Raw genomic sequence first — 13,669 nt, forward strand, 5'->3', positions numbered from 1 at the left:
AGGGAGTCGATGACGGCTCAGTATATCGTAAGCGGGCTGGCTCAAGGCAAGCGCGCCATCAAGAGGGGGCCGCAAGGCTGGCGGCTGTCACAAGCTGCGCCGTGGTGGCGCTGCTCTCGGGTACGAAGGTCCACATCAGACCACATAGCCAAAACGCCCCTCATCAAAGTCCGTAATGGCCTGGGTGATGTCTTGTTGTGTATTCATCACAAACGGGCCGTAGCCCACCACGGGTTCCAGGATGGGCTCACCACTGAATAAGAGCAGATGGCTGTCGCTTGCAGCCTGAAGCTCAATCTCCTGCCCTTCTTGCCCCAGTACGACTACCTGTGCCGGGCGGGCCTGGATTTGCTGATTGATTTGGGCTTGGCCTTGCAAAAGCAGCAGGCTGGTGTTCCAACCCTGGGGCACTTCCAGGCTCAGTTCGTGCCCAGCCGTCAGGTGGATGTCCCACACAAGCAGGGGGCTGTGGCTGCGCAGTGCACCTTGCTGATCTTGATACGGTCCGGCAATCACCCGCAGCTGGCCGGCTTGGTTTGCCAGGGAGACGGTCGGTACGTCGGCACAGGGCAGGTACTGGTGTTGCGGTGGCAAAGTTTTCGCGTGGGCGGGTAGATTGACCCACAACTGCACCATGTGCCAGAGGCCGCCTTGCCGGGCGAACTGCTCTGAATGGCAGGCTTGATACATCAGGCCCGATCCTGCCCCTAGCCACTGCACATCACCCGGAGCCAGAAAACTGCTGTTGCCGCTGGAGTCGCGGTGCTCCATCTGGCCTTCATAGACAAGGGTGAGCACATCAAAGCCGCGCAAGGGGGAGGCACAGGCTTTGCTGCGCCGGGACTGTGGCGGGTAAGACGTGGGGGCGGCGTAGTTCAGCCGCAAAAAGGGACTGTGCTGGTCTGCATGGTCCTGATAGCTGAATAAAGCGCGCGCAGCCAGCCCGTCATCGCCTCCCAGGGACGGACAAGGATTCAAAATGCTGGCGACCTTCTTCATGGCTCAGGCTCCGGAAAAAAAATGCATACCCCACAGGATAGGTGCGAAACCGGGCCCTGATTAGCCCCCCTTATTGCAAAACTGTATTGCTATTGCGAACGAGACAGCATCTGAGCAATTAGTAACCAAATTAACAAACGTAATCTTCTTACCCGCGCTAGCATTAGCGCACTTTGTTACCTAGAGAGTGGAATGGGGCAGGCTTTCCAAGCCTTAAGCGTCTGGCAAGTCATGGGCGTGGGCTTATTGTTTTTCGGCGGCATTTACTTGCTGTTTGCAGTGGCCACATTGGCGCTGACACATTGGCTTTTTCCTGCCTTGGGCTGGGGACGCCCTTTGGATACGCGTCCCTTGCGTCCTGGCCAACTGCGCCGGGAGCTACTGCAATCGGGTTCGGCCATTCTGATTTTTGGCCTGGGCATGGTCTTTCCCTGGGGCTTGCTGCAATTGGGCTGGGCGCGCTTGACGCCTGACGCCAGTGCGACCCGCATTGCCCTGGAAATTCTGGCACTGGTGATCTGGAACGATGTGCATTTCTGGGTGAATCACCGTCTTCTGCACACGCCCTGGCTGCGCCGCTACCACGTCCCGCATCATTCCTCGGTGGTGGTTACTCCGTTTTCCACCTACAGCTTTCATCCGATTGAGTCGCTGATGCTGGGCAATGTCATCTTGCTGCCCATGGTGGTGCATGACTTCAGCTTCTGGTCCTTATTGTCCGTGCCCTTGTTCAGCCTGTTCTTTAACAGCATCGGCCACTCCAATTACGATTTTTTCCCCACCGTTTCCAGCCGCAACTGGCTGGCGGCCAGCCGTCGCCATCAACGCCACCATTCCCGCTACAACGGTAATTACGGCTTTCAGTTCAGTTTCATGGATCGTCTGTTTGGTACTAGCTTGCCAGACCAGCCCGCCCCCAAGGAGGCGCGGGGATGAGCTCCGGCTGGCGTTTGCGTAACCGGCGTGATTGGCAGAGCTTGTTGTACCTGATTGCCTACCCTGTCTTGGTGATCGCCTTGTGGCGGGGTGGCTTTTCCTGGATTTTGTACGGCCTGCTTTTGTTTCTGACGCTAGGCGTGGGGGTGATCAGTCACAACCACCTTCATCTGCGCATGTGGCATGGCCGTCTGGCCAATCGCCTGACGGATTTTTGGCTGACCTTGCTGCAAGGGCATCCCGCTTGTGTGTTCTGGCCTGCTCATGGCCGCAACCATCATCGCTACAAGCACGGGGAAAAAGACATCGCCCGCACTTACCGCTTTTGGCGTGGCGATACTAACGACACGCTGGGCTGGTTGATGCACCCCTTTGAGGCTGCTCCTGCGCTTTATCCTTATATTTTTACGTGGCTGGGACGTTTGCGCCGTTTTTGGCCGGGCGTCTGGACTTACTGCATGGCGCAATATGGCCTTTGGCTAAGTAGCTGGGCATTGGCGTTGGCCCTGGACCCGGTCAAAGGCCTACTGTATGTGATTGTGCCGCAGCTGCACGGTTTGCACTGGTTGCTGACCACCAATTATCTGCAGCACGCTCATGCTGATGGTCGGCCTCAGGCTCGCCAGGGCGAGCAACTGGCCTATGCCCGTAATTTCGAAGGGCTGGTCAATCCTTTGCTCTTTAATATCGGCCTGCATGTGGCCCACCATGAACATTCGCGTGCGCATTGGTCCGAGTTGACCCACTTGCACAAGAACGAATACCGAGCCCGTACCCCCGATGCCTTGAACGAGGGGGGCTTGGTGCCTTATATGCTGCGTGTCTTTGTGCTGGGCCTGTTTGTGCCCCGTTACCGCAGTCAATCTTTGAACGCCGTGGGCCAAACGGAGCGTCGGCGTGATTCCGTGTAATCAGGAGTATTTCTATGCCCGTGGCCTTTGATCAGGTCGTTATCCATCAGGCCCAGTGGTTCATGCCCGGCGAGCCGGTCGATAACACTGCGATGGACAACTTTATTGCCCCTTTGAACCGTATCTCGGGGCGCATCAAACAGCGCATTCTGGCTGAAAACGGCATTCAGCAGCGTTATTACGCCATTGCTGAAGATGGCAGCACCCGCTGGAGCAACACGGCAATGGCCGCCAATGCGGTGCGCGCGTGTTTGGAGCAGGCGGGACTGAGCATGGGCGATATTGGCCTGCTGGCCAGTGGGTCCTCCGGTGGCGATTTGCTGATGCCTGGTTTTGCCAATGGCATTCAGGGTGAATTGGGCGCTCCTCCGCTGGAAGTACATTCCGTGCACGGGATTTGCGCGGCAGGCGTGACAGCCTTGCAAGCGGTTGCCCAAGGGATTGAGCTGGGTGCCCATCGTCATGGCATGGCCGTGGCCAGTGAAATGCCGTCGCGGCTGTTCCGCCGTTCGCGCTTTGCCTCGCAAGGCTATCAGGCTGATTTTGACTCCCACTTCCTGCGCTGGATGCTGTCTGACGGCGCGGGTGCTGCGTTGCTCAGCCATAAAGATCAGGTCTTGCCTACGACGCAGCCCGGTGTCCGTCTGCGCTTGCGCTGGATTCATCAAAAATCCTTCTCGGGTGACTATCCGGTTTGCATGCAGCTAGGCTCGACGCGGGACTCCACCCGCAGCCATCTGGATTACGACTCCTGGGCGGCCGCTGAGGAAGCGGGGGCTTTGTCCTTGCGTCAGGACATTCGCCTGCTGCCCCATCTGTTTGATATTGGCATCCACGAATACGTGAAGCTGGTGCGTGACGGCTGGGTAGACCCCGAGCGCATCAGCCATTTCCTGTGCCACTACTCGTCCGAAAAATTTATCCCCGTGGTGGCGGATCTGCTGGAGCAAGCCGGTTTGTCGATTCCAGCCGAGCGTTGGTACAGCAATCTGCGCTGGCGCGGCAACACGGGCGCTGCTTCCATTTTGATCATGCTGGCTGAGTTCATGCGTGATCGGACCTTGACGCCCGGCGAACAAATCCTGTGCTACGTGCCTGAGTCGGGCCGCTTCATGACGGCATATATGTTGCTGGAAGTAGAAGCCTGCGACGCTCCGGCCGCTGCCGTGTCGTACCCTTCTGCCACGCAGTCCGCACCGGTGTCGGTGGACCAGGTAGATATTGCTCCACCGCATGATCCGGCCAATGCACCGCAAGGCTTGCGCGATCTGCTGACACGCCTGGCACCCATCTGGCACGATTACCGCTCGCAAGTCTGGCGCACACCTTTGCTGCGCAGTCTGCATGACGGGTCCATGCGCCTGCAGGATTACCAAAAATGGATGGCAGACTGGATTCCGCAAGTGCGCGAAGGGGCGAAATGGATGCGGGAAGCGTGCGACTCCTTGTCGCCCACCTACGCTCCGCTGGCGGAACTTATTCGCATGCATGCCGGTGAAGAACAGGACGACTTTAAAATCCTGTTCGAGGATTATCAGCAAGCGGGCGGGACGGCGACAGAGATCGAACAATTGCAGCGCAACCCCGGTGGTCAGGCGTTAAATGCCTATTTGCACAGTCTGGCTGCTAGCCAGGACCCCATCGGTTTGCTGGGCGCGATTTATATTATCGAAGGCACGGGCCAACGCATCGTGCCGGCCTTGTTGCCTTTGCTGAAGTCCTCGCTGTCGCTGGAACCTAATATGTATCGCTTCCTGCACTATCACGGCATGAACGACGAGCATCATCTGGCACGTTGGCTGGTGGCGGTCGAGCTGGCTTTGGATTGCGATGAAACGGGCCGTGCCGAGCAGATCATTATCGAAACCGCACGCCGTACGGCTGCTTTGTACCTGATGCAGTTTCAATACGCGAAAGAGTTTTAAGTCATGGACCACACCCCGGATTTTTTAAGCAAACCGCATGACCCGCAGGACCCCAATCCCTGGCGGGCCTTGTACCTGGATCGCAGCACCCCCTTGCCGGACGAGGTCAAGCAGGCGTGGCTGGCCGATTCCAGTTCCTCTTCGCGCCAGTATCTGTTGCCCTTTTTGCGGCCGCTGGCACGCTTGATGATCGTGGTGATTCAGATCGTCAAAACCTTTTTGCCGCGTAAATGGTCGCACTCCGGGCTTTTGCATCGCATTCTGGTGTGGGGGTTGAAGCGCTTTGTTTCGCCCGAAGCAAACTGGCTGATTCTGCGCCACTTCCATCTGGGATCACAGGTGCTGGCCTTTATTGCGGCCAACTCGCCCACCAAAGTGCCGACCACGCCCTTGACCCCCATGAACATTGACGAATTGCGCGATCACACGTTTGTGAAGCACGATTTGAACCTGTTCAATTTTGTGATCCGTTTGAACCAGACCCTGCGGGACAATAATCAGGAAATCGGCCCGCCGGAGCGAGTGGATTTTTCCATGATCCAGCCCGTGCCTCTGGCCTTGGATGATATGCCGCAAGGCGCGCTGAACAAGATGGACCTGCAAAGTGCCATCGAACTGTTCACGCCCCTGTATCAGTTGCTGCTGACCGATAACGACTTCTGGCGTGCGGCTAACTCCCTGCAGCTGGATGAGACCATCGGTATTTATGCCGCCAAGATTTTGCAGGCCCCCGAGCATTTGATCCTGGTGAACAACGGTCACCCACTGGTGCCCATGTCCACGCTACGCGCCGGTTACCGTTTGGTGCTGCATGGCTTGTCTACGGAAATGCTGCATAGCTTGCTCAATCAAATGAAGCAGGCGCAGGCGGAACAGGAAAGCGGGCAGGAGCACCGTCCTGTGCAGGATGCCCCTGCAGCCACAGAGGCTTGATACAGAAAACGGCTCGTAAATGAGCCGTTTTTTTCTATCTATCAGGCAAACCCACGCAGGAATTAGCCGTCAAACCCCGGCACGATGATGAACTCCGCCTGCGAGGCCGGTTCACGGATGGCTTTGGCCGCTTGATACTGGGCCGATTCATAAAAGGCCTGGGCTTGCGCGACATCAGGAAACTCCACCACCACCGTTCTGCGGGCGTCAGTCGGGCCTTCCAGGGTGATGGGCGCCTGACTGCGCGCCAGAAACCGTCCCCCGTGGGCGGTAATAATCGCAGGGCTTAATGCGGTGTATTGGGCGTAAGTTTCCGGATCATGAACCTGTACGCGAGCAATTAAGTAGGCCGGCATGGTGGGAGATTTTCCTTGGAATCAGTTGCGCTGGGTGTAAGCCATGTAGAGCTCGTGGGCGCGGGTTTCAACCGGGCCACGTGCATAGTGGCGATCGTCAATGCGATTGCAGTGCAAGACCTTGCCGTAGTTGCCGGTGCTAAATACTTCGTCTGCATCCAACACGTCTTGCGGCGTGAGGCTGGCTTCACGTACTTCAATGCCGTCGTCACGTAGCAGTTGCATGACGCGCTGACGGGTAATGCCATTCAGGAAGGTGCCGTTCAGCTCGGGGGTCAGCACCACGCCGTCACGCACAATCCACAGGTTAGCAACCGCAAATTCGGCAATTTTGCCTTTGGAGTCCAGCACGATGGCGTTATCAAAGCCGCGTGCGCTGGAATCACGCAAGATGCGTTGGGTGTTGGGGTACAGGCAGGAGGCTTTGGCATCCGTGGGGGCCATGGACGGGTCAGGGCGCAAAAACTCGCTGAAGGTGGCACTAAAGCCACTGTCGTCCGGCATTGGGGATTCAAAAATATGAATCGCCAACTGGCTTGTAGATGGATCAGGCTGGATGAAGCCGCCGGGTGCGAAATACAGCAGCTTGATGTAGTAGTCCGTGGTGTGGGACAGCTGTTTCAGGCCCTCTAACACCAGATCTACGGTCTGCTGAGGCGTCTTTACTGGCTCCATTCCCAAAGTGACGGCTGAACGGTTCAAGCGCTCGCAGTGCAGATCCAGATCCGGGGTGTGGCCCTGGATGGAGCGTGCGCCGTCAAAGACGGTGGTGGCCATCCAGAACGCGTGGTCGGTAGCGCCAATCAGAGGCGCGCTGGTGCTATGCCATTGGCCGTTAGACCAGGTGATTTCATTTTTACTCATGGGGCCTCCCTCCAAATCTGATTGTGTCGTAGTGGCACTTTAGTGTGCCGTTGTACTATTTCCAATACACATAATAGAGAGCAAAAACCGACTTGAGGTGGTGTCAGCGTGCTATCTGATATTTACAAAACATATAACTGGACGCTGGCGGAATTGCACGCTTTTTGTCTGATCTGCGAATGCCAGAACTTGAGCCAAGCGGCTTTGCGTCTTGGCGTCAGCCAGTCTGCCATCTCCCTGATGGTGCAGCGCTGGCGGCAGGCTTTGGGCGATCCCTTGTTTGTACGGGCACGCTACGGGGTGGCTCCTACGCAGATTGCCATAGCGCTACGAGAGAAACTGCAGCCCTTGCTGGAGGAGGTCGGCATAGCGCTGACACAGACCCAGGGTTTCAATCCGGCTCAGTCCACGCGGGTGTTTAAGGTCCACATGACCGATATTGGCCAACTGGTATTTTTGCCTGGGCTGAACAATTTTGTTGCCAAGCACGCACCGGGCATTCGTCTGGTCGTTAAAAACCTGGGTTGGGAAGCGCTGGAAAGTGGTTTGAGTTCGGGCGAGATTGAACTGGCTATTGGCTCTTTGCCCATGATTAAAGGGCGGGTGCATTCACGAATTTTTCGTCGTGAACGCTATGTGACCGCCATGCGTAAAGGCCACCCCCTGGCTAAAAACGAGCTGAATTTGGAGACCTTCGTAGCCGCCGACCATCTGGCCATTGATGCCACTAGTAGCGGTCATTCACTGGTGGAAAATGCCCTACGCGCGCTGGATATGCGTCGCAATATAAGCCTGACCATTCCGCATTACTTGGCGGCAGAACAGATTCTGGTGAACAGCAATTATTTGCTGACCGTGCCCAATGTGGCGGTCTTGTCATTCCAGAACCCGGCGGCATTGTGCATTGTGCCCACGCCCCTGGCCCTGCCCAGCTTTGATGTACGGGTACATTGGCACGAGCGCAGCCGGCAGGACGAAGGCGTGCGGTGGCTGCGCACGGTTATCTCGGATTTGTTCGGGCAGCGTTAGCGGCTTGCACCGTAAGTGATGCGCCTTAATACGGCCTCCAGCGGGCCGCGTCCCCAGCGCTGGGCCAGCAAGCCGGTCAAGGCCATGGCAAGCAAGGCTAGGCCGATGGCCATGGGCAGCAAGGCGGCATTGCCAAAGGCGTCAAACCAGCCCAGACCGTAGCTGCTAAATATCACGCCGGCCAGAATGCCTTGGCTGACATAAGCACTGAGCGAGTTGCGGCCTGCTTCGATCAGCAGTGTGGGCAGGCGTATCCATTCTGCGCAGCGCAGCAGCAGGTACAGATACACTGCCGAAAGCAAAGGCGCGCCTACGGCCACACTCATGAGGCCAATCACACCCAGCAGGTTGTCTTCCTCCGATGTTGCAGCGCTCAAGACGTTCAAAGGCAGGGCAAGCAGCAAAATCCAGGGCAAGGCCTTGCCCAGTTTCTTAAGGCCCGGACTGCCTGGCTCGAAGAAATTGCTTTTGGCGGCAGCCAGTCCCATCAGCATGGCACCGAAGGCCAAAGGGGCTTGGTACAGAATCAGAAAGCCAAAGGTCTCAGGCCATTGCTCCAGGCGGGCAAACGTGGCGTGGGAAAAAGCACCGCCCAAGGAGTAGGTAGAGCTCAATTGCTCGTAGCTCGACTGCATGCTCACAATCACGGCAAGACTTAAGAACTCGACAAACACCATGCCCAGCGCGATTTTCATCAGGCTGGCGGGTGTGCGATTGCGCAGCGGCCAGATCAGCAATCCCAGCACGGCGTAGAGCAACAAAATATCGCCCGTGAACACCAGGGTGGCGTGTAGGCAGCCCAATAAAGCCAAACCACTTAGGCGACGAAAGTAGCGCGTACTGAGCGCGACACCTGCGCGTGCGGCGGAGCGAGCCTGAATCTCTATGCCCCAGCCAAAAATCAGCGAAAACAAGAGGAAGAATTTGCCCTGAAACAGGAATTCGATCAGGAAGGCGGCGGCCTGGTCGTAGTAGGGGGAGTCCGCCGTGGGCACATCGTTGCTCATTGCCAAAAAAGGCAGATTAACCACGCAAATACCAATCAAAGCGGCGGTTCGCACCAGGTCGATAGAGGAGTTTCTGAGAGTCGTAGACATAGATGTTTATTGATTGAGCGCATGTTCAATGCCATAATGTTGAGCGCTTGCTCAATGTTCGTCAAGAGGAGATAAAGGGATGAGTGAAAAAGAAGACAGTGCAACCCGCATCCGACAGGCCGCTGTCGAGATTTTGTTGGAAGTGGGTGTTCGTGCCGCCACCACGCGCATGGTGACCGAACGGGCAGGCGTAGGCCGCGGTCTTTTGAACCACTATTTCCGTTGGTCCGAATTACGGGCCCAGGCCTGGGGCGAGATTTTTGATCAGTTGGTGGGGCAGGAAGACGGGCAGGAGCAGGAGCCCGCTGCCTTCATGGAAAACTACCTGTGCTCCGCCTTTGATCAGAGCAGTCGCATTTATTGGTTCTTGTGGATGGATGCCACAGATCTGGCCAGAACCGATGCGGCACTGGCCGTTGTGATCTCTCGGGTACAGAACAGGATGCTGGAGCAATTGGCTTCCTACCTGCGCCGTGGTGCCGAACAAGGCTTGTGGCAAGCCCCCGATCCTAGTGGCACAGCGCTGCGTTTATCCGCCCTGTATGACGGTCTGGCCAATATGTTGCTGACCGAAGCAATCGACCTGACGGCAGAGCAAGCCGAGCAGCATTTGCGACATTTATTTTTGATGGAAACCCGGCTGATTTAGCTAAACGCTTTTTCGCCAAACCCTGAGTGCTTTGATGATAGAAAAAGACACGGATATCGATTACGCAACCCTGTCATCCCGCCACACCTCGGTGGGCCGGATTCTGGGCTTGTTCAAACCCTGGCGCTCCCGCTTGCTGCTGGTGGGCTTGTTGATTGCCTTTGGTGCCGTGATTGGGGTGGTGTCTCCTTTTTTGCTGCGCGAAATTATAGACACGGCCTTGCCAGAACAAGACTTTGGCCTGCTGCTCTGGCTGGTGCTGGGCTTGCTGGGGATCAGCGCAATTTCCGCTGGCATCAATGTGCTGCAAACCGTTTTGTCCGCCAAGATCGGGCAGGCGATCATGCACGATTTGCGTGTCAGTCTCTATGGCCATTTGCAGAGCTTGTCTCTGGGTTTTTTCATCCGCACGCGGACCGGGGAAATCCAGTCCCGTATTGCTAACGATATTGGTGGTTTGCAAGCCGTAGTCAGTAATACAGCTACGGATCTGGCACGCAATTTCAGCGTGGTGGCCACGACAGCAATAGCCATGATGCTGCTGGATTGGCGACTGGCCCTGTTTTCTTTTGCGGTCTTGCCACCATCCATTTGGCTGAGCAATAAAGTGGGCGAACTGCGCGAGCGCCTGACGCACGATCAACAAGCAGGCCATGCGGATATGTCGGCCACAGTGCAGGAAACCTTGTCTGCACCGGGTATTATTTTGTCGCGTACGTTGGCCCAGAGCGGTTTTTTAACCCGGCGATTCGCGCAGGTGTCCTCGCAAGTGGCTCGTCTGGAGGTGCGCGCCCAGACGGCAGGTGAATGGCAATGGTCCTTGATCTATTTATTGCTGGGGGCCTTGCCTGCGTTGACCTTATTGCTGGGTGGCTGGTTGATTGGACAAGGCTTGACCGTCACGATCGGCACCCTGGTGGCCTTGATTGCCCTGCAGGAGCAACTGATGTGGCCGCTGGAAGATTTGCTGCAAAGCGGCGTGCGCTTGCGCACTACCCGCGCCCTGTTCACGCGAATCTTTGAGTATATGGATACCCCGGCTGAATTGACCGAGCCTGCGCAGCCCAAACCCTTTCCTGACGCCGGCCCGCGAGGGCACGTCAAGCTGGACGCGGTCAGCTATCGCTATCAGTCAGAGACGCCAACGCTGTCCGATATTTGCATGGATATTCCGCCGGGCAGTCATGTCGCCATCGTGGGGCCTACGGGGGCTGGCAAGACAACGCTGGGCTATTTGTTGGCGCGTCTGGCCGACCCTGAGCAGGGCAGCATCACAATTGACGGCATCGATTTGCGCCAGATGAGTTTCGAGCAATTGGCCAGCGTTCTGGGGGTGGTGAATCAAGAACCCTTTTTGCTTAATGCCAGTATTGCCGAGAACCTGCGTTTTGCCCGTCCTGAAGCTAGCCACGAGGACTTGTTGGAAGCAGCCAAAACGGCCCAGATACATGATTTCATCATGACTTTGCCGCAGGGGTATGAAACCACTGTGGGCGAGCGCGGTTATCGTTTTTCGGGAGGTGAGAAGCAACGTCTGGCCTTGGCGCGTACTATTTTGCGTAACCCGCCTGTGCTTTTGTTGGACGAAGCGACCAGCGCCTTGGATAACGCCACGGAAAACGCCATGTCTGCCGCCCTGGAAAAGATGGCGGCCAGCCGTACCGTTATTTCAATTGCACATAGGCTCTCCACCATACGTCATGCCGATCGCATTTTTGTGTTGAAAGCAGGCAAGTTGGTGGAGCAGGGCACGCATCAGGAATTGGCAGAGCAGGGAGGCGTGTACGCCGAACTACTCAAGGCAGGACAGACTCCGTGAGTTGGGTAGGATTTAGGCTAGTAGAGCAATCAGTTTCAGGCAGAGCGATGATGAGTGAAGATAAAAACACCGTACCTGCATCGGCATTCAGCAAAATCACCTTCTTTGAGGAAGGTGATCCCAATGAAAACCCCTGGGTGGCCGGTGCGCCTAAAGCGGAAGTGATCACGGTCCAGGCTTATGACGCGGCCTGGCCAGTGCTGTACCAGCGCTTGAGCCAGGAGATTCGGGATGCCTTGGGCAATAGGGCCTTGATGATTGCGCATGTGGGCTCGACCGCGGTATTGGGTCTGCCCGCCAAGCCGGTCATTGATATTGATGTGCTGGTGGCAGATCCGGAGCAAGAGCAGGACTATGTGCCAGCCCTGAATGCCTTGGGTTATGAACTGAGCATTCGTGAACGATCCTGGTATCAGCACCGCATGCTGCGCCAGGAAGAACCGCGCGTGAACCTGCATGTGTTCGGCCCTGATTGCCCTGAGCATATGCGCCATATTCTGTTCCGGGACTGGTTAAGCACGCACCCGGATGATTTGCAGCGCTATGCGCAGGCCAAGATGCAGGCCACGCAAGCAGTGGGCACCGTGCAGGACTACAACCAAAGAAAGCAGGCTGTGGTGCGCGATATTTACCGCAAGATCTTCGAGTCGCAAGGCTTGCTTCCTGCGTCGTCAGACGCATAGCGCCACGCAGCAAGAGCTTGGTGTTACTTGGCCTGAAAGGGCCGGCCTTAGAAAGAGAGACTGAGAATGAACATTCGCTATTCACGTCCCGAGGACGGGCAACGTGTCATCGAAATCTGGCGCAAGGCCGTCGATGCCACGCACGACTTTTTATCCGCTCAGGACCGTCAGGAAATTGATGAGATGGTCTGCGGTTTTCTGCCGCAGGCCACCTTGTGCTTGGCGGTGGACGATCAGGACTATCCACTGGCCTTCATGTTGATTGACGATGGCCATATGCAAGCCCTGTTTGTTGATCCGGACAGCCGTGGTACGGGGGTGGGCAAAGCATTGGTGCTGCACGGCCTGAGCCTGCACCCGGCCATGAGCACGGATGTGAACGAACAGAATGAACAGGCCATAGGCTTTTACGAAAAAATGGGCTTCAAGCGTATTGGTCGCTCGCCCGTGGACGATCAAGGCAAGCCTTACCCCCTGATTCATCTTCAATATCAGGCCTGATGTGCCGTGCTGTCTGATGCCCCCCGTTTGATGCGCTGCCCCCATTTTTAGCGACTGTTTTTAGCAAGGTTTTTTGAGTATGAGTTTTCCAGCTGCTTGGCAAACCCGATTGGCTGCCGCCACGGTACAAGCTCAAACCATAGGGGAGTCCGGGGCGAATGTCTGGCGTCTGGACTGGCCGGATGGCACCTGCCAGTTTGTGAAGGCAGAGGACGATCTGCCCTTGGCCGAACTGCCTGATGAAATCGAACGTTTGCGCTGGTTGCACGCGCAAGGCCTGCCTTGTGCGCAAGTGCTGGATACTTTGCGGGCAGAGGGGCGCCATTGGCTGTTGATGAGTGCTGTTGCCGGGCGCGATCTGGCCTGCACAGAAGGCTTGTCTCCACAGCAAACCGTGGAGCTCTTGGCATTTTCCTTGCAAAGTTTGCACCGCTTGCCGCTTGAATCCTGCCCCTTCGATCATCGTCTTGAACACCGCTTGGCTGATGCCGCTGCGCGCGCACAAGCTGGTCTGATTGACGAAGAAGATTTTGACGATGAGCGTCAGGGCACGCCCGTGCAAAGTCTGTTGGATGAGCTGTACGCCAGCCGCCCGGTTCAGGAAGATCTGGTCGTCACCCATGGCGACGCCTGCCTGCCCAACTTCATGGTGTATGAAGGGCAGTTCAGCGGTTTTATTGACTGTGGACGCTTGGGCGTGGCGGATCGTTTTCAGGACTTGGCGCTGACGGCGCGCAGTATAGAACGCAATCTGGGCAAGGAATGGCTGGCGCCTTTCTTTGCCCTATACGGCGTGGAGATGGATGCCGAGCGCATCGCTTTCTTTTGCCTTTTGGATGAGTTTTTTTAAACTCGGCTGGTCTGTGTAGACGGGCAAGTGTGTCAACCCCATCCGCTTGCTTCTCCTCGCATCAACGATCAGCCAGCCCACCTGCGGTGTCTGGCTGATTGGCTACGTATTTTTGAG

The 13,669-nt window shown here is 56.6% G+C and carries 14 protein-coding genes; 10 read left to right on the forward strand and 4 right to left on the reverse strand.

Going from position 1 to position 13,669, the window contains the following annotated elements; genetic code table 11:
- Positions 1-135 precede the first annotated feature (135 nt).
- Positions 136-999, reverse strand: a complete 864-nt coding sequence (locus AC1RSM_RS08890; protein WP_492931635.1) for a pirin family protein — start codon at positions 997-999, stop codon at positions 136-138.
- 192 nt (positions 1,000-1,191) lie between these two features.
- Between AC1RSM_RS08890 and AC1RSM_RS08895 the strand changes: the two genes are divergently transcribed.
- Genes AC1RSM_RS08895 through AC1RSM_RS08910 form a run of 4 tightly spaced genes read left to right on the forward strand, consistent with a single transcriptional unit; the run spans position 1,192 to position 5,704 of the window.
- On the forward strand, positions 1,192-1,935 hold the full coding sequence (locus AC1RSM_RS08895) for a sterol desaturase family protein (RefSeq protein ID WP_492931637.1): 744 nt from the start codon (positions 1,192-1,194) through the stop codon (positions 1,933-1,935).
- Entirely contained in the window at positions 1,932-2,846 is a 915-nt protein-coding gene (locus tag AC1RSM_RS08900; protein ID WP_492931639.1) for a fatty acid desaturase, read from the forward strand. The genes AC1RSM_RS08895 and AC1RSM_RS08900 overlap by 4 nt, the downstream gene beginning before the upstream one ends.
- 14 nt (positions 2,847-2,860) lie before the next feature.
- Positions 2,861-4,771, forward strand: coding sequence for an iron-containing redox enzyme family protein (locus AC1RSM_RS08905; RefSeq protein ID WP_492931641.1), 1,911 nt, complete (start codon positions 2,861-2,863; stop codon positions 4,769-4,771).
- Between the two features lie 3 nt (positions 4,772-4,774).
- Positions 4,775-5,704, forward strand: coding sequence for a DUF6999 family protein (locus tag AC1RSM_RS08910; protein ID WP_492931643.1), 930 nt, complete (start codon positions 4,775-4,777; stop codon positions 5,702-5,704).
- A 62-nt stretch (positions 5,705-5,766) separates the two neighbouring features.
- Here the strand turns inward: AC1RSM_RS08910 and AC1RSM_RS08915 are convergent, their stop codons facing one another.
- Entirely contained in the window at positions 5,767-6,060 is a 294-nt protein-coding gene (locus AC1RSM_RS08915) for a DUF1330 domain-containing protein (RefSeq protein ID WP_492931645.1), read from the reverse strand.
- Positions 6,061-6,081: 21 nt separating this feature from the next.
- A complete protein-coding gene (locus AC1RSM_RS08920) occupies positions 6,082-6,924 on the reverse strand; it encodes a branched-chain amino acid aminotransferase (RefSeq protein ID WP_492931647.1) in 843 nt (280 codons plus the stop codon).
- 108 nt (positions 6,925-7,032) lie between these two features.
- Here AC1RSM_RS08920 and AC1RSM_RS08925 point away from each other — a divergent pair, with 108 nt between their 5' ends.
- Positions 7,033-7,953, forward strand: coding sequence for a LysR family transcriptional regulator (locus AC1RSM_RS08925; RefSeq protein WP_492931649.1), 921 nt, complete (start codon positions 7,033-7,035; stop codon positions 7,951-7,953).
- Here the strand turns inward: AC1RSM_RS08925 and AC1RSM_RS08930 are convergent.
- Complete coding sequence (locus AC1RSM_RS08930) at positions 7,950-9,050, reverse strand: DUF418 domain-containing protein (RefSeq protein WP_492931651.1); 1,101 nt, start codon at positions 9,048-9,050, stop codon at positions 7,950-7,952. The two genes, AC1RSM_RS08925 and AC1RSM_RS08930, sit on opposite strands and share 4 nt — an antisense overlap.
- A 79-nt stretch (positions 9,051-9,129) precedes the next feature.
- Here AC1RSM_RS08930 and AC1RSM_RS08935 point away from each other — a divergent pair, with 79 nt between their 5' ends.
- The 5 genes from AC1RSM_RS08935 to AC1RSM_RS08955 all read left to right on the forward strand — a co-directional run bounded on the left by AC1RSM_RS08935 (position 9,130) and on the right by AC1RSM_RS08955 (position 13,552).
- Positions 9,130-9,699 (forward strand): TetR/AcrR family transcriptional regulator, encoded by a 570-nt coding sequence (locus AC1RSM_RS08935; RefSeq protein ID WP_492931653.1) that lies wholly within the window; start codon positions 9,130-9,132, stop codon positions 9,697-9,699.
- A 34-nt stretch (positions 9,700-9,733) separates the two neighbouring features.
- Positions 9,734-11,518 (forward strand): ABC transporter ATP-binding protein, encoded by a 1,785-nt coding sequence (locus tag AC1RSM_RS08940; RefSeq protein WP_492931655.1) that lies wholly within the window; start codon positions 9,734-9,736, stop codon positions 11,516-11,518.
- Positions 11,519-11,568: 50 nt separating this feature from the next.
- On the forward strand, positions 11,569-12,201 hold the full coding sequence (locus AC1RSM_RS08945) for a GrpB family protein (RefSeq protein ID WP_492931657.1): 633 nt from the start codon (positions 11,569-11,571) through the stop codon (positions 12,199-12,201).
- A 66-nt stretch (positions 12,202-12,267) separates the two neighbouring features.
- Positions 12,268-12,702 carry an acetyltransferase gene (locus AC1RSM_RS08950; RefSeq protein ID WP_492931659.1) on the forward strand — a complete coding sequence of 145 codons (435 nt, stop codon included), beginning with the start codon at positions 12,268-12,270 and terminating at the stop codon, positions 12,700-12,702.
- A 79-nt stretch (positions 12,703-12,781) separates the two neighbouring features.
- Complete coding sequence (locus AC1RSM_RS08955; RefSeq protein ID WP_492931661.1) at positions 12,782-13,552, forward strand: APH(3')-II family aminoglycoside O-phosphotransferase; 771 nt, start codon at positions 12,782-12,784, stop codon at positions 13,550-13,552.
- The last annotated feature ends 117 nt before the right edge of the window (positions 13,553-13,669 follow it).

It is taken from the genome of Alcaligenes sp. GW821-FHT11D07, assembly GCF_058808495.1.

Bases quoted from the DNA above. Each gene is read 5' to 3' on its own strand.
- AC1RSM_RS08890 (WP_492931635.1), bottom strand. From the start codon at position 999: ATGAAGAAGGTCGCCAGCATTTTGAATCCTTGTCCGTCCCTGGGAGGC.
- AC1RSM_RS08895 (WP_492931637.1), top strand. From the start codon at position 1,192: ATGGGGCAGGCTTTCCAAGCCTTAAGCGTCTGGCAAGTCATGGGCGTG.
- AC1RSM_RS08900 (WP_492931639.1), top strand. From the start codon at position 1,932: ATGAGCTCCGGCTGGCGTTTGCGTAACCGGCGTGATTGGCAGAGCTTG.
- AC1RSM_RS08905 (WP_492931641.1), top strand. From the start codon at position 2,861: ATGCCCGTGGCCTTTGATCAGGTCGTTATCCATCAGGCCCAGTGGTTC.
- AC1RSM_RS08910 (WP_492931643.1), top strand. From the start codon at position 4,775: ATGGACCACACCCCGGATTTTTTAAGCAAACCGCATGACCCGCAGGAC.
- AC1RSM_RS08915 (WP_492931645.1), bottom strand. From the start codon at position 6,060: ATGCCGGCCTACTTAATTGCTCGCGTACAGGTTCATGATCCGGAAACT.
- AC1RSM_RS08920 (WP_492931647.1), bottom strand. From the start codon at position 6,924: ATGAGTAAAAATGAAATCACCTGGTCTAACGGCCAATGGCATAGCACC.
- AC1RSM_RS08930 (WP_492931651.1), bottom strand. From the start codon at position 9,050: ATGTCTACGACTCTCAGAAACTCCTCTATCGACCTGGTGCGAACCGCC.
- AC1RSM_RS08935 (WP_492931653.1), top strand. From the start codon at position 9,130: ATGAGTGAAAAAGAAGACAGTGCAACCCGCATCCGACAGGCCGCTGTC.
- AC1RSM_RS08940 (WP_492931655.1), top strand. From the start codon at position 9,734: ATGATAGAAAAAGACACGGATATCGATTACGCAACCCTGTCATCCCGC.
- AC1RSM_RS08945 (WP_492931657.1), top strand. From the start codon at position 11,569: ATGAGTGAAGATAAAAACACCGTACCTGCATCGGCATTCAGCAAAATC.
- AC1RSM_RS08950 (WP_492931659.1), top strand. From the start codon at position 12,268: ATGAACATTCGCTATTCACGTCCCGAGGACGGGCAACGTGTCATCGAA.
- AC1RSM_RS08955 (WP_492931661.1), top strand. From the start codon at position 12,782: ATGAGTTTTCCAGCTGCTTGGCAAACCCGATTGGCTGCCGCCACGGTA.